Raw genomic sequence first — 17709 nt, forward strand, 5'->3', positions numbered from 1 at the left:
GGCTCAGCTGCGACGGACGGCGCGGAAGGGCAGGTCGCGGTCGATCTCGGGTTCCTTGGGCAGGCCGAGGACGCGTTCGGCGATGATGGTGCGCTGGATCTGGTCGGTGCCGCCGCCGATGGAGGTGAAAAACGCGTTGAGCGCCAGGAAGTTCACGTCGTCGGCGACCGGGTTCTCGTCCCCGGCGAGCAGCGTTTCCGGACCGGCGATGTCGGTGCGCAGGCGTCCTTCGGCGTGCAGGATGCCGGACATCGCGAGCTTTCCCAGCGACATCACCGAACTCGACGTGCCCTGTTCGGCCGCGGCCTTCGCGCGGGCGTTGTTCAACGCGTTCAGCTCGCGCAACGCGAGCACGGTGGCCAGGTTGTCGCGGATGACCGGATCGGCGAGGCGGCCGCGTTCCCTGGCCAGCTCGACGAGGTCGTCGGCGATCGATCCGTGCCGCGACGCCCGTGCGCCGTCGCCCATGATGGAGCGTTCGTACGCCAGCGCGGTCTGCAACACGCGCCAGCCCTTGCCTTCCTCGCCAACCAGGTAGTCCGCCGGGATTTCGACGTCGGTCAGGAACACCTCGTTGAAGTGCGCTTCGCCGGTGATTTGCACCAGCGGCCGGATGTCGACGCCGGGCTGGTGCATCGGCACGACGAAGTAGCTGAGGCCCTTGTGCTTCGGGACATCCCAGTCGGTGCGCGCGATGAGCAGCGCGTAGTCCGCGGTTTTCGCGCCGGAGGTCCAGACTTTCTGGCCGTTGACGATCCAGCGGTCGCCGTCGCGGACTGCGGTGGTGCGGACTCCGGCCAAGTCGGAGCCGGCACCAGGTTCGCTGTAGAACAGGCAGGTCCGGGAGCGTTCGGTGAGGACGTCGTGCAGCAGGTCGTTCTTGAGCTTTTCGGTGCCGAACGCGAGGACGGTGTTGGCCGGGATGCTGTATTTGTCCTGGCGCGCACCGGGTGCGTTCGCTGCCTCGAACTCGGCGGCGATGACGTCGGCCAGTTCAGCCGGGTAGCCGCGGCCGGACCATTCGACCGGCCAGGTCGGCACGGCGTATCCGGCGGCGACGACCTTTTCCAGCCACGCGACGCGTTCCGGGGTGGTGCTCCAGCGATCCTTGGCGGGGGCCAGCCCGGTCCATTCCGCGGCGAGCCACGCGCGGACTTCTTCCCGGAGCTGGTCCGCGGTCGGCAGGGTGGTGGTCATGAGTCAGGCCCCCTTCGAGACGAGGTAGCGCTCCCGGTGCAGCCGCGAGCCGCCGAACAGCTGTGCGCCGGAGCGGGCGCGGCGCAGGTACAGGTGCGCTGGGTGTTCCCAGGTGAAGCCGATCCCGCCGTGCATCTGGATCGCGGACAGGGCAACGGTTTCGTACGCTTCCGCGCACGCGAATCCGGCGAGTGCGATCGCGCCCGGGCTGCCGTCGGCCGCGGCGTGCCGGGCGGCCGACGTCGCGGATTCGACGTCCAGCAGCCGGTCCGCGGCGAGGTGCTTCATCGCCTGGAAGCTGCCGATCGCGCGGCCGAACTGCACGCGGGTCTTGAGGTATTCGACGGTTGTCTCAAAAATCTTGCGAGCGCCGCCCGCTTGTTCCCCGGCGAGCGCGATGACGCTGAGGTCCAAGGCTTTCTGCACGGCTTCCCAACCTGCGGTACCGACTCGCCGCGCCGGTGTGTCAGCGAAGGTGAATTGAGACAGCCGTACGGTCGGGTCGAATACCTCCGCCGCAGTGCGGGTGAAGCCGGACGCGTCGGGGGAGACCTCGAAGACGCCGATGCCATCGCCGGTGCGAGCGACGACGAGAATGACGTCGGCGAGCTGGCCGAAGGTCACGTAGGACGTGGTCCCGGTGAGAGTTCCGTTCGCTTGTACCGCAACGCTTTCGGGCGTCCAGGTGCTGCTGATCGCGACGGTTCCGATCGAGGATCCGTCGGCGAGCCCGGGCAGCAGACGGCGTTTGTCCTCTTCGGACCCAGCCGCGTCGATGAGCGTCGCGGTCAGCACCGAGCTGGACAGAAACGGCGACGGCAGCAGCGCCGCCCCGATTTCCTCCGACACCGCTTCGAGTTCTTCCGCGCCAAGGCCGACACCGCCGTATTTCGTCGCGATCAGCAGGCCGGGCAACCCCAGCTCAGCCAGCTGTTTCCACAGTTCGGGGTCGTAGCCGCAGTCGGTCGCCATCACGCGGCGTACGTCCGCCTCCGTGCAGCGGTCCGCGAGCAGGTCGCGCACCGCCTCCCGCAGCTGTTCGGTTTCCGCGGCGCTGATCGCCATCGCCGGACCGCCTTTCCCGTCGTCGGGTCTCGATTCCCATGCTGGGCGGCGAAAACGGCGATGTACATCACGGATTCCGACACCGGCAGGTTTCCGGAAAGGACATCGGCGCACGTGTCGCGGGCGCTCATCTGCCGGTGTCCCGACCGGTCGTTTACGCCGGGTCAGCGGGATGCGAACGTGGAGGGGCGACCACCGGTCGGGAACGGAGTGCGACGAGATGACGAGCAGGCGGGAAACCCCGGCGCGGCGGAGGGCGGCAATCGCCGGTCTCGGGCTCACTGAGCTGGGCAAAGTCTACGGTCCGAGCGCGCGGCAGTTCGCCGCGCAGGCGGTGCGGCGAGCGGCGGACGACGCCGGGATCGGGCTGTCCGACATCGACGGGCTGCTGGTGTCCGCCGGAACGACGCCCGGAGTGGACCTGAGCCTGCAAGTCGACTTAGGACTGCGGGACCTGCGGCTTTTCACCCAAATGCAGGCGTTCGGCTCGACGGCGGGCGCGATGGTGCAGTACGCCGCGATGGCTGTCGAGGCGGGCATGGCCGACACTGTCGCGTGCGTGTTCGCGGACGCCCCGCTCAAGCAGGGCAAGGCGACCGGCGCGGCCTACGGCGGCCGGCGCACGACCCCGACCGGCTGGGGAAGCCTGCTGGGCTCCAGCGGTTTCGCCGGACCGAACTCGTTCTACGCCCTCGCCGCGCGACGGCACATGAAGACCTACGGCACCACGAGCGAGCAACTCGGCGCGATCGCGGTCGCCCAGCGCGCGTGGGCGGCGAAGAACCCGCTGGCGCAACTGCGGGAGCCGATCACCCTGGCCGACCATCAAGCGTCCCGGTTCATCGCGGAACCGTTCCACCTGCTGGACTGCTGCCTGGTGTCGAACGGCGGTGCGGCGGTGATCGTGACGTCGGCGGAACGAGCGGCGACGCTGGCCCAGCCTGCCGTCCAGGTGCTCGGCTGGGGCCAGGCGCACCCGGGGAACTCCTTCCGCCGCAACGACAATCTCGGCCTCGTGAGCGGCGCGGCACAGTCCGGCCCGGCGGCGATGGAGATGGCCGGAGTGACCATCGAGGACATCGACGTCGCCGAAATCTACGACTGCTACACCTTCACCGCGCTGCTCACCCTGGAGGACTACGGGTTCTGCGGCAAGGGCGAAGGCGGCGAATTCGTCGCGACGCCGGGCATGCTCGGCCCGGACGGCAAGCTCGCGGTGAACACCGGCGGCGGCCAGCTGTCGTCGTACTACCTGTGGGGCATGACGCCGCTGTCCGAGGCGATCATCCAGGCCCGCGGCCAAGGCGGCGAACGCCAGGTGCCGAAGCACGACACCGTGCTGGTTTCCGGCAACGGCGGCATTCTGGACCACCACAGCACGCTCGTGCTCGGAACGGAGGGATGACAGTGCGGATCAACCCAGTCGCCCGCGACGAGGAGTCCGCGGCGTTCTTCGACGGCACCGCGCTCGGCGAGTTCCGGCTGTTGCGGCGGCGCAGCACCGGCGAGTACCTCGACCCGCGCACGGTCCCGGACCCCGACGAGGATCTGGAGTGGACGGCCGCGGCGGGAACCGGCACGGTGGTGTCGTGGTCGGTGGTGCACAAGCGGGCGCGCGACGGCGGCGAGCCGGAGCGCGTGGTCGTCGGCATCGTGGAGCTGGCCGAGGGACCGTGGTGGTGGTGCCGGCTCGACGCCGACCCGGACGCGGACCTCTGGCAGCTGCCGGTGCGGGCAGTCTTCGTGCCCTCCGGTCCCGACCCTGACCACGAGAAGGTGCCGGTCTTCGCGCCGGCGGAGGAGGCAGACCATGCCCGATGACGCCCCGGCCGCGCTCGTCGACCAGCGCGGACACGTCCTGGTGATCACGCTCAACCGGCCGCACGCGATGAACGCGGTCAACGCCGAGCTGAGCGAACTCGTCGGCACCGCGCTGGAACGGGCCGAGCAGGATCCGGAAACGCGCGTCGTCGTGCTGACCGGCGCGGGGGAGCGGGCGTTCTGCGCCGGAGCCGACCTGAAAGCCGTGTCGCGCGGGGAATCGCTCGCCGCGCCGGGCAACGAGCAATGGGGTTTCGCCGGCTACGCGCGGCACCCGATCTCGAAGCCGACGATCGCCGCGGTGAACGGCTTCGCCCTCGGCGGCGGCACCGAACTCGCGCTGGCCAGCGACCTGGTGGTAGCGGCCGAATCGGCGAAATTCGGACTGCCCGAGGTGAAACGCGGCCTCTTCGCCGCAGCCGGCGGCGTGTTCCGGCTGCCGAGGCAAATCCCGCAGAAGATCGCGATGGAGATGATGTTCACCGGCGAACCGCTGGACGCCGCCCGCGCGGCGACGCTGGGGCTGGTGAACCACGTGGTCCCGGACGCCGACGTGCTGGCCGAAGCGCTGGCGCTGGCGGAGAAGATCGCCGCGAACGCGCCGTTGGCGGTGCAGGCCAGCAAACGCGTCGCACTGGGCATTGTGGACGGTGCGATCTCGGCCGAGGACAGCGCGTGGGACAACACCCGCGAGAACGCCGTCGGGGTCATGACGAGCGAGGACGTCCGCGAGGGAACGCTGGCGTTCGTGGAGAAGCGCGCGCCGGTTTGGCAGGCGAAGTAAGCGTTCTGTACTCAGGAAAACGCGCTCTGTTCGCATCGGGCCCGTGAACGTCCGTGAAGGGCTCCTTGAGGGAATCAGATTCCCTCAAGGAGCCCTTCACGGACAGCTCGTATTACGGGAGCGTCAGGATCTCCGCGCCGTTAGCGGTCACGACCAGGGTGTGCTCGAACTGGGCGGTCCACTTCTTGTCCTTCGTGGTGACCGTCCAGTCGTCGCTCCACACGTCGTAGTCGATGGTGCCGAGCGTGATCATCGGCTCGATCGTGAAGGTCATGCCCTCTTCGATCAGCGTCTGCACCGAGGGCTCCTCGTAGTGCAGCACCGTCGGCGCGGTGTGGAACGCCGGGCCGACGCCGTGGCCGGTGAAGTCGCGGACCACGCCGTAGCCGAAGCGCTTCGCGTACGCCTCGATCACGCGGCCGATCACGTTCAACTGCCGGCCGGGGCGGACTGCCTTGATCGCGCGCGCGGTCGCCTCGCGGGTGCGCTCGACCAGGAGCCGCACCTCCTCGGAGACGTCGCCGGCGAGGAACGTCGCGTTGGTGTCGCCGTGCACGCCGCCGATGAACGCCGTCACGTCGATGTTGCAGATGTCGCCGTCCTCGATCACGGTCGAGTCCGGGATGCCGTGGCAGATCACCTCGTTCAGCGAGGTGCAGCACGACTTCGGGAAGCCGCGGTAGCCGAGCGTCGACGGGTACGCGCGGTGGTCGAGCAGGAATTCGTGCACGACCTTGTCGACGTCGTCGGTGGTCGCGCCCGGCTTGACCGCCTTGCCGCCCTCCTCGAGCGCCTGCGCGGCGATCTTCGACGCGACCCGCATCGCCTCGATGACCTCGGGCGTGCGCACTCCGTTGCCGGTGTCCCGTTTCGGCGCCGGCCGGTCCACGTACTCGGGGCGGGCGATGTCGGCGGGGACGGCACGGCGCGGCGTCTGGACGCCGGGCTTCAACGGGGCGCGAACGGACATGACCCCAGACTACGACGTCACCCGATCGCGGCGCAGCCAGCTCAGAACAGCACGGTCGCGTACTGCCCGACCTGCTGGAACCCGATCCGCCGGTACGCCGCCAGCGCGGGCGCGTTGAATCCGTTCACGTACAGGCTCGCCGTCCGGCCGAGGCCGTGGACCAGGCGGTTCACCACCGCCGCGGTGCCCGCCGTGCCCAAGCCGCCGCCGCGGCGGTCCGGATGCACCCAGACGCCCTGGATCTGGCCGACCCGCGCGGACATCGCGCCGATCTCGGCCTTGAACACGACCTCGCCGTCCTCGAACCGGGCGAACGCGCGGCCGGTGGAGATCAGCTCGCTCACCCGGGCGCGGTAGCTGGCCCCGCCGTCGCCGGCGCGCGGGTCGACGCCGACCTCCTCGATGAACATCGCCACCGCCGCGGGCAAGTAGCGGTCCAGTTCGTGCGGGCGGACGGTGCGGACCTGCGGATCGGCGGGCACCAGCGGATCGCCTTCGAGCGCCATCAGCGGCTGGTCGCCGCGCACCTCGCGGGCCGGCCCCCATTCCGACGACAGCTCGTCCCAGAGCCCGAGCACCTGCGGCGCGGGCCCGACGAGCGAAGAGCAGGTGCGCTGGCGGCGCAGCGCCCGGTCGGCGAACGAACGCAGCGCCGAAGCGTTGCCGCGCAACGGGATCAGGTTCGGTCCGGCGAAGCACAAACCGGTGAGCCGCCCGGCGCGCACCGGACGGGCGTCGGCCGCCCACAGCTCGCCACCAAGACGCCACGGGTCGAGACCGGCCGCCTCGACCCGGGCGCTGACCATGCAGCTGCCCACCGGGTCGGCGGCGAGTGCAGCGCGCACCGCCGGATAGTCCCGATCATCGAGCAGCCGTGCACCTGCAAGCCGCAACACGGGGTCCAGAGTGCCAGATGAACCGGGTGAACGGAACGCGAGCCAGGCGACACGCTGAGATGAATGAACCTCGCACCCGAACGGCGGCGCCCCGGCGGGCTCCGCCACCGACGGTGCTCGAACCCGCCGCACAGCGCTCCGGAGGCACCCCGCCCGGGCGCCTCCGGAGCTGTCCCCCTGGAGTCCGTGAGGGGAACCCTGGGGGAATCAGAGTCCGTGAAGGTGGCCCTCACGGACGGCTCACTCGCAATAGCCCGCCGAGCCAGCCCCGCACCAGAGCGAGGTTGTTGTCCGTGAAGGGCTCCTTGAGGGAATCTGATTCCCTCAAGGAGCCCTTCACGGACGGCTCAGCGAGGCCGCGGAACCAGGTGCAGCAGCCGCGAAGCGTGCGGCGCGAGTGTCGCGGTGAAACTGTCCCGGCTCACCCCCAGGTTCCGATGCGTCCACAGATCCCGCACCGCGGCCGGGCCGCGCAGTCCCAGATCCGGCCAGGACGCGGTCACCGGGGCCTCCGTCGAGCCCAGGTTGAACAGCGCGACCGTCACTCCGCCGTGGCCGTCGGGGCTGAACCACACCTGCTGCTGCGTTGCCTGCGAAACCGGACGCGCCGGTCGGCCTGCCTGGTCGACGGCCAGCACTTCGCGGTTAGTGAGCAGCTTCAGGTCGTCCGGGTCGAGTTTGGTCAGGTCGGTGCCGAGCAGCAGCGGCGAGGATTCGATCGCCCACAGCGTCATTACGCTTTGCCGCTCGTCCGGGGTGATGCCGTTCGCTTCGCCGTTGCCGATCTCGATGGAGTCCAGGTCGTTCCAATGGCCGGGGCCCGCGAAGCCAGTCCACTTGGGAGCGTCGGCGAAACGCAGCTTGACGCGCACGTCCCAGTTCGTGAGGCCGACGCAATGCGAGTAGCACTCGATGTCGCCTTCGATCCGCCAGCCGTTGCTGTAGCGCTGCCAGGTCGCGGCCTCGGCGATGCTGAGCGAATTGGACAGTTCCAAGTGGATCGGACGGCCGCTGGCCTGGATCGCCGCGTGCCACTGCCGGATGTCCTCGCGGTTGTCCGCGGGGATCTTCCCGCCGCCGGGCCCGACGAAGTCCATTTTGATGTAGTCGACGCCCCACGACGCCAGCTGCCGCGCCTGGGAGCGGACGTACGCGGCCGCGCCGGGCTTGCTGAAGTCGAGTTTCGCGGATTTGTCGTCCGCGGTGTTGCCCGCGCCTGCCGTGACGATGTCGTGCACCCGGTACGGCGTGCCCTCGATCGGCGAATCGGCCGCAACCGCTTGCGCGGGGACTCCGGGCACCAGGTAGATGCCGAATTTCAGGCCGCGCTGGTGCAGGTACCGGGCCAGCGAGGCGATGCCGTTCGGGAACTTCTTCGGGTCCGGCGCGACGCGGCCGAATTCGTCGACGTGGTCGTTCCAGCCCGCGTCGATGTTGATGTACCGGTAGCCGTAAGCGGCGAGCCGATCGTGCATGACGTCGGCTTGCGCCTTGATCGTCTCCTCGGTGAACTTCCGGCGCAGCGCGCTCCAACTGCTCCAGCCCATCGGCGGCGTTCTCGCCACCGGCGTCCAGGATTCGATCGACTGACTGTCCGCCGCCGCTGTTCCCGCCAGCGCACCGGCCAGCACCGCCACCGCTGCGGCCAGCACACCGATCCTTCGCTTCATCGCGACCACCTCTCCCGGGGATCGCTTCGTTGTACGCGCGCCGAACCGGGGTCAGCAATGATTCATCGGATCACTGACCGCTAGCCGGGACGGAACCCGCCGACCGGATCAACCCCGTTCACCACCGTGAATGCTCGGAATATCCACCCGAATCCTCTCGACACGATCGCGAATAGATCCTATCTTTCTTGCGGCGCTGACTCGCGTCGTTCACTGGCGAACACGGAGGTCCCGGATGAAGCTCAGACCAGCGCGCGCCAGCGGGAGGCGCGCCCTCGGGCTCGCCGCCGCGGTGCTGACCGCGACCGCGCTGCTGCCCGCGGGTGCGGCGGCCGCGTGGCCGGGCAGCCAGGACGTGTACGTCTCGCCGTGGGGCAACGATTCCGGGTCCGGCGCCGTCTGGTCGCCGGTGCGCACGCTCCCCCGCGCCCAGCAGCTGGTCCGGCAACGCGCCGCGCACCTGAACTCCGACCTGACCGTGCACGTCTCCTCCGGCACCTACCGGCTCGACAAGCCGCTCGAACTCGACGCGGCCGATTCCGGCTCGAACGGCCACCGGATCGTCTGGCAGGGTTCGCCGGGCACCGTGGTCAGCGGCGGCAAGCAGGTCAGCGGCTGGCGTCCGGTCGCCGGACGACCGGGGCTCTACTCCGCGCCCGCGCCAGCCGGGCTGGACAACACCCGCCAGCTGTACGTCGACGGCGTTCGCGCGCAGCGGGCGTCCGGGCGGCTTCCGGTGACCGTGAAGGCGACCGACACCGGGTACGCCGCGTCCGCGGACACGATGGCGCACTGGCGAAACCCGAGCGACCTCGAACTGGTCTATACCAGCGGCGAGGAGCTGTGGAACGTCGAGCGCAACGGCCTCGGCCAGTGGACCGAGCCGCGCTGCCCGGTCGCCTCGGCGCAGGGCACGACGATCACCATGGCCCAGCCGTGCTGGGACAACTCGACCCGGCGCGTGATGTTCGCCGACATCCCCGGCCGTTCGGTCAACATGGTCGGCCCGGGCGATCTCACCAACGGACGCCAACCGTCCTATGTGGAGAATGCGTTCGAGCTGCTGGACACTCCTGGCGAGTGGTACCTCGACCGCGCCGCGCACACCGTGTACTACCTGCCGCGCAAGGGCGAAAACCTGCACTGGGCCGACGTCGAGATGCCCGCGCTGGAGAAGCTCGTGGACGGCCGTGGCACCGCTGAAGCGCCGATCCACGACATCTCTTTCCGCGGCATCCAGTTCTCCTACGCGACCTGGCTCGAACCGTCGTCGCCGGAAGGCTTCTCCGAAATCCAGGCCGGCTACCGGATCACCGGCGAACGCGGCTGGGCCACGCAGGGCCTGTGCCAGTTCACGCCCGGCGGTTCCTGCCCGTACGCGGACTGGACGAAGGAACCCGGCAACGTCTCGATGTCGCACGGGCAGCGGATCGAGTTCCAGGACACCGTGTTCGCGCACCTCGGCGCGGCCGGGCTCGACCTCGGCGAGGGTGCGCAGGACAGCAGCGTGTCCGACAGCGTGTTCACCGACATCTCCGGCAACGGCGTCGAAATCGGCGGCGTCAGCAAGCCCACCGCCGCTGGTGCGGACCTGACCGCGCGGGTCAAGGTGACCAACAACCACCTGTACGGAATGCCGCGCGAGTTCACCGGCGGAGTGCCGATCGTCAACGGGTACTCGCAGGACAATGTCGTTTCGCACAACCAGATCGACCACGTCGCGTACTCCGGCATCTCGATGGGCTGGGGCGGCTGGCCGGACAAGATCAAGCAGGCCGCGACGCCGAATGTCTCGCGCAACAACGTGGTGTCCAACAACCTGATCCACGACTACATGCTTTCGCTGGACGACGGCGGCGGCATTTACACCCAGGGCATCACCGGGCCGTCGCAGGCCGAGGGCGAGAAGGTGACCGGGAACGTCATCTACGACCAGTGGGGTCTCGGCAAGTCTGTCTACACCGACAACGGCTGCACCTACGAAACCGTTTCCGGCAACGTGCTTTACCACGCGGCGTACGCCAACGTCGCCTCCACGCACGTGGACTACCGCGACTCGCTCGGCAACAACGACCCGACCGTCATCTCCGGAAACTACTGGGAGCAGGGCGATCCGGACGGCGACAAGAAGGGCGTCATCACGTCGGGCAACCACCTGCTGAACAACCCCGCCGCCGCGCCCAAGTCCATTGTGGACAACGCGGGGATCGAACCGGGCCACCGCTCGGTGCTGAACCGCCGGATCGACGGCGCGTCCGCTCCGCAGGCTCCGACGCGGATCGGCACGTTCTCGGTGTCCGGCCAGCTGTACGCGACCTGGAACCCGACGGTCGCGGAGAACGGTGCGCCGGTGCAGGACTACCTGCTCACCGCTTCCGACGGCAAGCGCAGTGTCACGGCTTCGGTGTCTGCCAAGGACTTCGCGCGCACCGGGTACACGGTGATCCCGAAGCTGACGGATGGCCAGACGTACACGGTCACGGTCGCCGCGCAAAACCGGTTCGGGGTCGGCTTGCCGTCGCTGCCGTCGGCACCGGTCACTGTCGGGCAGCCGGGCACCCAGCTCGCGGCTGTTCCGACCGGGGCGAAGGCGCTGCCGAGCGCCGACGCGGCGAGCATCCACTGGACGCCGCCGAAGGAAACCGGGTCGACCCCGGTGATCGGCTACCGGATCACCGTGTCCGACGGCCGCACCATCGAGGTCACCGGACGCGACGCGATCGTCAGCCAGCCCACGCAGAAGGGCCTGACCCGCGTCGTGGACGGGCTGAAGTCCGGGACTGCCTACACCTTCACGATCGCGGCCGTCACCGGAACCGGCGTCGGCCCCGCGGTGACGGTGCAAACCACCACCGCGTAACCCCGGTGATCGGCGCGTACTGGACCTCCCTGCCGGTACGCGCCGATCACCCTATTCGGAAGGCTCTTCGATACGCCCCCGGCGTCGTCCCCACCTGCGCCCGGAACCGACGCCTGAGGTTCACCGCCGACACCAGGCCGACCCGCGCCGCGATCGCGTCCACCGGCAGATCCGTCTCCTCCAGCAACCGCCGCGCCTCCGCCACCCGCCGCGAAAGCAGCCACGCACCCGGGCTTGTGCCGAGCTGATCCGCGAACCGGCGGGCCAGCGTCCGCGGGGAGATCGTCAAGCGGGCAGCCAAATCCTCCACCGACAACGGCGTACCCAAGCGTTCTCCCGCCCAGTCGAGCAGCCCGTCCAACGACGCGTCCGCCGACACCTGCCGCGGCACGTACTGCACCTGCCCGCCCTCGCGATGCGTCGGCATCACCATGTGCCGCGAAATGAGCGCCGCGTGCGCCGCCCCGTGATCGCGCCGGACGAGGTGCAGGCACAGGTCGATGCCCGCTCCCGCGCCCGCGCTCGTGGCGACATCGCCGTGGTCGACGTAAAGCACGTCCGGTTCCACCCGCAGTTTCGGGAAATCCCGCTGCAGCTGGTCGAGCCGCGCCCAGTGCGTCGTCGCCGTTCTTCCGTCCAGCAGGCCGGTCTGGGCCAGCGCGAAAGAACCCGAGCAGATCGTGACCAGCCGCGCGCCGCGTTCGTGCGCGCGCAGCAACGCCCGGCGCACCTTCGGCGAGAGCGGCGTCTCGACGGGCGTCCAGCCCGGGATCAGCACCGTGTCGGCCTTGGAAAGCGCCGAAAGCCCGCTGGACACGTGTATTTCGTAGCCGGCCGTGGTCGGCACCGGCCCGGGATTCTCCGTGCACACCTCGAATTCGTAGTGCTGCGGCACCCCGCCCCGGGTCGTGCCGAACACTTCGACGCCGCAGCCGAGTTCGAACGTCGACTGCACCGGCTGGACGAGAGCCACCACGCGATGCATGGCAAGAAAGTACCCTATGACGTCTTTCCTGACACTGTCCCGCGTGCGCCGGGAAAGCCAAGCTGGGTCTCATGCACCCCGAAATCCTTGCCCAGCCGGGCTACACCTCGGTCGCGGTCGACGATGCCCCGGTGAAGGAGCTGTTCCCCGGCATCCGCCTCCGTCCGCTGTGGACCGGCGAAAACGGCGCGCACGCCAACGTTGTTGAATTCGACCCCGGCAGCACATGGCCCGAACGTGACGTGCACGAACCCGGTTCCGAAGAAGTCTTCGTCGTCTCCGGCGTCTTCAACGACGGCGCCCGCGACTACCCGGCCGGCACGTTCATCCACGCCCCCGCTGGCTCGTGGCACGTCCCCGCGACGGCGACCGGCTGCACGCTGTTCGTCTTCTACCCCGAGGGCTAAGCGCCCCGGTAACTCCCGACCGTCCAAGCATTCCCCTCAGGATCGCGGACGGTGAACGTATGCGAGCCGTAGTCGGTGTCGTGCAGCTCCAGGCTGATTTCGGCACCGGCTTCGCGCACGCGGGCGTAGATTTCGTCCACTCGATCCGAGACCACGTACACCGCGCTGGTGCCAGGTTTCATCTCGTCGTGCACTCCGTCGGCAGGCCCGCCGCAACTGCCCAGCATCACGGCACCGCCCTCGGGCCAACGGAGTTCGGCATGCGCGACGCCATTCTCGCCGGGGACCACGAGGGTTTCTTCGAAGCCCAGGACGTCGGCGAGGAAACGGATCGCGCCGCTGGCGTCGTTGTAACGGAAAGCTGGCCAGACTGTCGGTTGTGGTGTCATGCCAACAATTCTGCGGCGGCGGGCTTTGTCTCGTCTTGGAGAAACGGGAGCTCCTCCGTTGAGGACGCGACGCCGCAGCGGTACGGATTCGTTCAGATGCGGATGCCTGCCCAGCGGGCGAACCCGGCAAGCGATTCGGTGGTGCGGCGCTCGGACGCGGCGAGGATCCGCACGGTCTCCACCACTGAAGGATGGTGCCGGGTCGCGTTCGGCGCCACCTCCTTGGCCGCGTTCAATTCGGCGAGCGTCCGCTCGCGGTCGCCGTGGAGCATCCACGCGCGGGCCATGTCGATGTGGTGGTGCCCGACCCGCTCCGGCCGACGCGGATCGACAACCGCGACAGCAGAAGCGCGTCGGACTGCTTCGGTGCCGTTGTAGTTCTCGACCGGTGTCGCGCACCAATGGACGACGATGTTCGTCGCACTCGCATCCACTCCGTAGTAAGGAGCGGACGGTGGGCGAAACTCCCTGGCATAAGAGCGCGCCTCGCCGACGTAGTCGTCCGCCTCGGCGGTGTCTCCGGCACGGGCAGCGATGATCGCCGAGCGAAGGTCCAACTGGATCGCCACGGCGCGACCGGCCGTGCTGGTGCCGACGTGTTCCCGAGCGCGGTCGAGCAGGCGAAGACCGTTGCGGTAGTCGCCATGCTGCAGATAACGCGTGCTGCGGTGGTACGCGCTGATGGCGATCCGCAGCGGGTCTCCGGTACGCGGGGCGAGCTGAACGTGCCGTTCGGAGGCGATCGCGGCGAGGTCGGCTTGCCGGAAGCGTCCGGCGACAGTCGCCGACATCCGGTAGGCGTCGTGCAGAGCGGCCCGGCCCAGCTCTCCGGCGCGACCGGGTTCGCCGGCGAGGACGTACAGATGATGCAGGAGGTTCGGCAGCTCCGACAACACGTCGGCGTGCTGGAGCGCCGCCACCTTGTCCGAAGCCGCGACGAGCCGAGCCGTGACGTCGTCGAGAGTGAGCGCGTCGCCTTCAGGGCGGGGCTCGTCATATGCGTCTAGTGCGCTGCGCAGGTCGGCAATGCCCGAGGATTGTTGGCTCGGCTCGTCCAGAACCTCGTTCTCGCTGGTTCCATAGAGCGTGGACACCTTGATGCCGAGCGCGCGGGCCGCACCTGCGACGAAAGCGGCACTAGGCGGTTTGACGCCCTGTTCCACCTTCTTGACCAGCGAGTGCGAGAAGCTCATGCGCTGCGCGAGCTGACGCTGGTCGAGTCCCTTGAGCTTGCGGGCACGCTTGAGCCGCTCGGCAACGCTGTCTCCGGGCTGCTCTGGGCCGTCCATGCGAGGCACTCCTGCCGTGAGCCTGCGGTGTCCCTTTGGTGCCCCTCCAGCGTAGCAATCGCTCTTAGCCTCACGGTGGTAACTGTCGGCTGCAAATCCGGTGGGAAAGGTGCGCGGATGCCAGCGTTTTGTGCGGCGAAACCGCGACAGTGGCGTTCGAGCCGTTGAGCAAGCGCCGCGAGTCCGGACCGCTGACTCAGTGCCCGTTCTGCGACGTGAACTACCGGCGATCGCGCCATTTGACCATTCCGAAAGGACACCCTGGCTTGATTCCGCGTTAGCAGGAATGGACCGCGCTCAAACGGGATCGTCGACGTCGGTCTGATAGCTCAGCGCCGGGAGCTCCTCCGCCATCCACGTCCGCGGCGAGCACCCCGCCAGCGAGCGCCACTCGTTCGTGAAGTGCGCCTGGTCGTAATACCCAGCCGCATAAGCAATCCCGGCCAGATCACGACGCCCGCTACGCAACAACCCCACCGCCCGCTCGAAACGCAGCACGCGCGCCGCCTGCTTAGGGGCCAGCCCCAGCTCCGCGCGGAACCGCTCTCCCAGATGCCGGCGGCTCCAGCCGACCTCGTCCGCCAGATCGCCGACCCGCAGCAACCCGCCGCTGCGGCGCAATTCGTGCCACGCGCGGTTCAGCTCCGGCGGCGGATCGGCGCGCTCGACCGCCCGAGCGGCCAGCACCTCGTCGAGAATCGCGAATCGGGCACGCCAATCCTCGGCCGAGGCCAGCCGGTCCGGCAGGCGGGCCAGGTCGCCGCCGAAGTCGGTCAGGTCGGTGACCCGGCCGGTCAATTCCGCGGCCGGGACGCCCAGCAGAGTCCGCGCTCCCAGTGGGTCCAGCTCCAGCTGCACGCCGCGCTGCACCCGGCCCTGCGTGATCAGCGCGGGCTCGGTGTGCAGGCCGCCGACGACGCTCTGCAGCGCTCCGGCTCCGGCGAGCCCGGCGTATCGGATCGGCTCTTCGAGGCTGATCACCAGCGTGAGGTGCCGCGAGGGCAGCCCGCGGTGCACCCCGAGGGTGCCGTTCTCCTGGGCGTAACCGACGTAGCGCGTGACCAGGCCCCGCAGCACCGGATGCGGCGGACGGGCGGCCCAGCTGTGACTCACGCGACCAGGCTAGCCCCGGACGCGGGCGAATTCTGCTACCACGGGAGAGCGGTCCCCACGATGAGGAGAAGCCCGATGACGATCCAGGAACAGGCGCAGCAGCTCGAACTGCTGGCCGACCAAGTGCCGACCGGAATCGCCCTCGCCACCAAAGAAGAACTGGAAGCCCTGCAGGCCCAGGTGCTCGGCCTGCTCGGCGAAACCGGCTCCGCGACGGCGATCCAGGGGTCGGTGCAGATCGCGATCCGGCAGATCGACGAGGTCGCGGCCTCGCTGGAGAACGTGCGGCTGCAGATCCGCGAAGCCGCCCAACATCACCTGCGCGGCTGACATGGCCGGGCTATCCGGCGCGCACGCCGGTGAGTTCGCGAAAATCGCGCTGACCAACGTCGTGCGCGAGTATCCGCACTACGAGAGCCACTGGCGCATCGACGACGCTCCCGTTCCGCCGGTCCGCGAGCTGCACCCGTGCTTCTACGGCAGCTTCGACTGGCATTCGTGCGTCGAAATGTTTTGGGTGCTGGCACATCTGCTGCGCCGCTACCCTGCCCTCGTCCCGGCCGACGAGATCCGAGACGTATTGAATGCGCACCTGACCGAGCCCGCGTTGGCCGCCGAAGCCGCCTGCTTCGCGCCGGAGCACCATCGCACGACCCAGCGCCCGTACGGCTGGTCGATCCTGCTGGCTCTGACCAGGGAAACCGCCACTTGGGACGACCCTGACGCCGCGCGCTGGTCCGCTGCCCTCCAGCCGTTGAGCAGGCTTTTCGTCTCCCGCTTTCTCGACTGGCTGCCGAAGGTCACCTATCCGATCCGTTACGGCCTGCACGAGAACGGCGCTTTCGGACTCTCGCGCGCGCTGCCGTACGCCGACTACCTGGCATCCCGAGGCGAACCGCGACTGCGAGAGGTGATCACCAAGACGGCCTGGCGTTGGTTCGGCTCGGACCGCGACTACCCCGGCGCCTGGGAGCCGTCCGGAGCCGACTTCCTCACCCCGGCGCTGGCCGAGGCTGAGCTGATGAGCCGCCTGATGCCGGCCGCCGATTTCGGGGTCTGGCTGGAAGGTTTCCTGCCCGGAATCGCCGACCGAAACCCGGCAGCGTTGTTCACCCCGGCTGTAGTGACCGATGCTTCCGACGGGTTGATCGCCCATCTCCACGGGCTCAATCTGCATCGCGCCTGGTGCTGGCGGCGGATCGCGGCGGCGTTGCCGAGTGGGGACATCCGGATTGCGGCGATCGAGGCGGCTTCGCGGGAGCATGCGGAGGCCTCCTTATCGCAGGTGACCGAGGGACCGTATGCGGTGCAGCATTTCTTGGCCTACTACGCGCTTCTCCTCCTGAGCGACGCCGAATAATGTCAGACCCCTGGCTGCTCATCGAAGTGCTCGACGGAGAAGCCCCGGCGAGCGCCTGGCGCCGCACCTACTTCGACGCGCTCCTCAAAGCCGCGATCATCGACCGCGCCGTGCGATGGTCGTGGCGGACGCACGAACGCGGCGTCGTCTTCGAGATCGCCTTCAGGACCGAGACCATCCGCGACGAATTCTGCGACCAGCCCGCGGTGAAGGCGGCGCTCGAAGCCGTGCCGGATCCGCGCCACGGGCTCACCGTCGCCCCCGGCGGAGGCGATTAGCTTTCCGGCAACGGCTCGCGGTGCTCAGCCCGCAGCCCGTCCAGCGAAATCAGCAGCAACCGGTTCCACATGTGCGGCCGGCACTCATCCGTGAACTGCGCCGCATACCCCAGAGAAATCAGCAACAGCACCAAATCTTCCGTAGTGACCCCGGGACGCAGCAACTCCGCCGCCCGCGCCCGCAGCTCCTCCAGCACCGCGCGCAGCTGCGGAATCCCCGTCGGATCGGGATCAGTCCCCGTCAGCGCGAAGCTTTCCATGATCGCGCGGTGCCGGGCGCAGCCGGACAACGCCTGCCGGTAGAAGTCAGTGAGCGCCGCCCACGGGTCCTCCGCCTCGATCGCCGCCTGGCGCGCGGCCTCGGCCCATCGGGAGAAGTCCTGGTCCAAAACCGTCCGGACCAGGTCTTCCTTCTTCGGGAAGTGCCGGTACAGCGTGCCCATGCCGACCCCGCTGCGCCGCGCGATCTCGCGGACGTCGACCGCGGCTCCCTGCTCCGCCATGACCTCGGCGGCGGCCTCGACGATCGCCTCCCGGTTGCGGATCGCGTCCGCGCGCAGGGCGCGACGGCGGGCAGGAGTGTGCGGTTCAGCCACGGCCATGCGACGAGCATACTCGCTTACCC

The 17709-nt window shown here is 69.0% G+C and carries 18 protein-coding genes; 8 read left to right on the forward strand and 10 right to left on the reverse strand.

Going from position 1 to position 17709, the window contains the following annotated elements; genetic code table 11:
- Positions 1 to 3 precede the first annotated feature (3 nt).
- Positions 4 to 1197, reverse strand: a complete 1194-nt coding sequence (locus tag ACFXI3_RS08585; RefSeq protein WP_378398985.1) for an acyl-CoA dehydrogenase family protein — start codon at positions 1195 to 1197, stop codon at positions 4 to 6.
- A gap of 3 nt (positions 1198 to 1200) precedes the next feature.
- A complete protein-coding gene (locus ACFXI3_RS08590) occupies positions 1201 to 2262 on the reverse strand; it encodes an acyl-CoA dehydrogenase family protein (RefSeq protein WP_378398987.1) in 1062 nt (353 codons plus the stop codon).
- Positions 2263 to 2482: 220 nt separating this feature from the next.
- Between ACFXI3_RS08590 and ACFXI3_RS08595 the strand changes: the two genes are divergently transcribed.
- The 3 genes from ACFXI3_RS08595 to ACFXI3_RS08605 are packed head-to-tail and all read left to right on the forward strand — an operon-like array spanning position 2483 to position 4867.
- Positions 2483 to 3667, forward strand: coding sequence for a thiolase family protein (locus tag ACFXI3_RS08595; RefSeq protein WP_344285057.1), 1185 nt, complete (start codon positions 2483 to 2485; stop codon positions 3665 to 3667).
- Positions 3664 to 4083 (forward strand): OB-fold domain-containing protein, encoded by a 420-nt coding sequence (locus ACFXI3_RS08600; RefSeq protein WP_344285060.1) that lies wholly within the window; start codon positions 3664 to 3666, stop codon positions 4081 to 4083. The genes ACFXI3_RS08595 and ACFXI3_RS08600 overlap by 4 nt, the downstream gene beginning before the upstream one ends.
- Positions 4073 to 4867: a crotonase/enoyl-CoA hydratase family protein gene (locus tag ACFXI3_RS08605; RefSeq protein WP_378398990.1), complete on the forward strand. Its 795-nt coding sequence runs from the start codon at positions 4073 to 4075 to the stop codon at positions 4865 to 4867. Before ACFXI3_RS08600 ends, ACFXI3_RS08605 begins: the two co-directional genes overlap by 11 nt.
- 112 nt (positions 4868 to 4979) lie before the next feature.
- Here ACFXI3_RS08605 and map read toward each other — a convergent pair whose 3' ends face one another.
- The 3 genes from map to ACFXI3_RS08620 all read right to left on the reverse strand — a co-directional run bounded on the left by map (position 4980) and on the right by ACFXI3_RS08620 (position 8403).
- Positions 4980 to 5837 carry a type I methionyl aminopeptidase gene (gene map, locus ACFXI3_RS08610; protein ID WP_378398992.1) on the reverse strand — a complete coding sequence of 286 codons (858 nt, stop codon included), beginning with the start codon at positions 5835 to 5837 and terminating at the stop codon, positions 4980 to 4982.
- A 41-nt stretch (positions 5838 to 5878) separates the two neighbouring features.
- Positions 5879 to 6733, reverse strand: coding sequence for a GNAT family N-acetyltransferase (locus ACFXI3_RS08615; protein ID WP_037820337.1), 855 nt, complete (start codon positions 6731 to 6733; stop codon positions 5879 to 5881).
- A gap of 347 nt (positions 6734 to 7080) precedes the next feature.
- A complete protein-coding gene (locus tag ACFXI3_RS08620; RefSeq protein ID WP_378398995.1) occupies positions 7081 to 8403 on the reverse strand; it encodes a glycoside hydrolase family 27 protein in 1323 nt (440 codons plus the stop codon).
- Between the two features lie 235 nt (positions 8404 to 8638).
- Between ACFXI3_RS08620 and ACFXI3_RS08625 the strand changes: the two genes are divergently transcribed.
- Complete coding sequence (locus tag ACFXI3_RS08625) at positions 8639 to 11263, forward strand: fibronectin type III domain-containing protein (RefSeq protein WP_378398997.1); 2625 nt, start codon at positions 8639 to 8641, stop codon at positions 11261 to 11263.
- Between the two features lie 46 nt (positions 11264 to 11309).
- Here the strand turns inward: ACFXI3_RS08625 and ACFXI3_RS08630 are convergent, their stop codons facing one another.
- Positions 11310 to 12248: a GlxA family transcriptional regulator gene (locus ACFXI3_RS08630; protein WP_378398999.1), complete on the reverse strand. Its 939-nt coding sequence runs from the start codon at positions 12246 to 12248 to the stop codon at positions 11310 to 11312.
- A 71-nt stretch (positions 12249 to 12319) separates the two neighbouring features.
- Here ACFXI3_RS08630 and ACFXI3_RS08635 point away from each other — a divergent pair, with 71 nt between their 5' ends.
- Complete coding sequence (locus ACFXI3_RS08635; protein WP_378399001.1) at positions 12320 to 12655, forward strand: cupin domain-containing protein; 336 nt, start codon at positions 12320 to 12322, stop codon at positions 12653 to 12655.
- Here the strand turns inward: ACFXI3_RS08635 and ACFXI3_RS08640 are convergent.
- The 3 genes from ACFXI3_RS08640 to ACFXI3_RS08650 all read right to left on the reverse strand — a co-directional run bounded on the left by ACFXI3_RS08640 (position 12652) and on the right by ACFXI3_RS08650 (position 15446).
- Positions 12652 to 13044 (reverse strand): VOC family protein, encoded by a 393-nt coding sequence (locus ACFXI3_RS08640; RefSeq protein ID WP_378399003.1) that lies wholly within the window; start codon positions 13042 to 13044, stop codon positions 12652 to 12654. The genes ACFXI3_RS08635 and ACFXI3_RS08640 overlap by 4 nt on opposite strands.
- A 92-nt stretch (positions 13045 to 13136) precedes the next feature.
- Positions 13137 to 14333 carry a multiprotein-bridging factor 1 family protein gene (locus ACFXI3_RS08645; protein WP_378399005.1) on the reverse strand — a complete coding sequence of 399 codons (1197 nt, stop codon included), beginning with the start codon at positions 14331 to 14333 and terminating at the stop codon, positions 13137 to 13139.
- A gap of 297 nt (positions 14334 to 14630) precedes the next feature.
- Positions 14631 to 15446: a helix-turn-helix domain-containing protein gene (locus ACFXI3_RS08650; protein ID WP_378399007.1), complete on the reverse strand. Its 816-nt coding sequence runs from the start codon at positions 15444 to 15446 to the stop codon at positions 14631 to 14633.
- A gap of 75 nt (positions 15447 to 15521) precedes the next feature.
- On the opposite strand from ACFXI3_RS08650, the gene ACFXI3_RS08655 reads away from it, so the two are divergent.
- Genes ACFXI3_RS08655 through ACFXI3_RS08665 form a run of 3 tightly spaced genes read left to right on the forward strand, consistent with a single transcriptional unit; the run spans position 15522 to position 17084 of the window.
- Positions 15522 to 15776 (forward strand): hypothetical protein, encoded by a 255-nt coding sequence (locus ACFXI3_RS08655; protein ID WP_378399009.1) that lies wholly within the window; start codon positions 15522 to 15524, stop codon positions 15774 to 15776.
- Position 15777: 1 nt separating this feature from the next.
- The gene (locus tag ACFXI3_RS08660) at positions 15778 to 16806 is read left to right on the forward strand and encodes a DUF2891 domain-containing protein (RefSeq protein WP_378399010.1); all 1029 of its coding nucleotides are present in this window, start codon (positions 15778 to 15780) and stop codon (positions 16804 to 16806) included.
- Positions 16806 to 17084, forward strand: coding sequence for a hypothetical protein (locus ACFXI3_RS08665; protein WP_378399011.1), 279 nt, complete (start codon positions 16806 to 16808; stop codon positions 17082 to 17084). The genes ACFXI3_RS08660 and ACFXI3_RS08665 overlap by 1 nt, the downstream gene beginning before the upstream one ends.
- On the opposite strand, the gene ACFXI3_RS08670 is transcribed toward ACFXI3_RS08665, so the two are convergent.
- Entirely contained in the window at positions 17081 to 17686 is a 606-nt protein-coding gene (locus ACFXI3_RS08670) for a TetR/AcrR family transcriptional regulator (RefSeq protein ID WP_378399013.1), read from the reverse strand. The genes ACFXI3_RS08665 and ACFXI3_RS08670 overlap by 4 nt on opposite strands.
- Positions 17687 to 17709: the final 23 nt, after the last annotated feature.

Source organism: Amycolatopsis sp. NPDC059235, from assembly GCF_042754125.1.
GTDB lineage: Bacteria > Actinomycetota > Actinomycetes > Mycobacteriales > Pseudonocardiaceae > Amycolatopsis > Amycolatopsis albidoflava.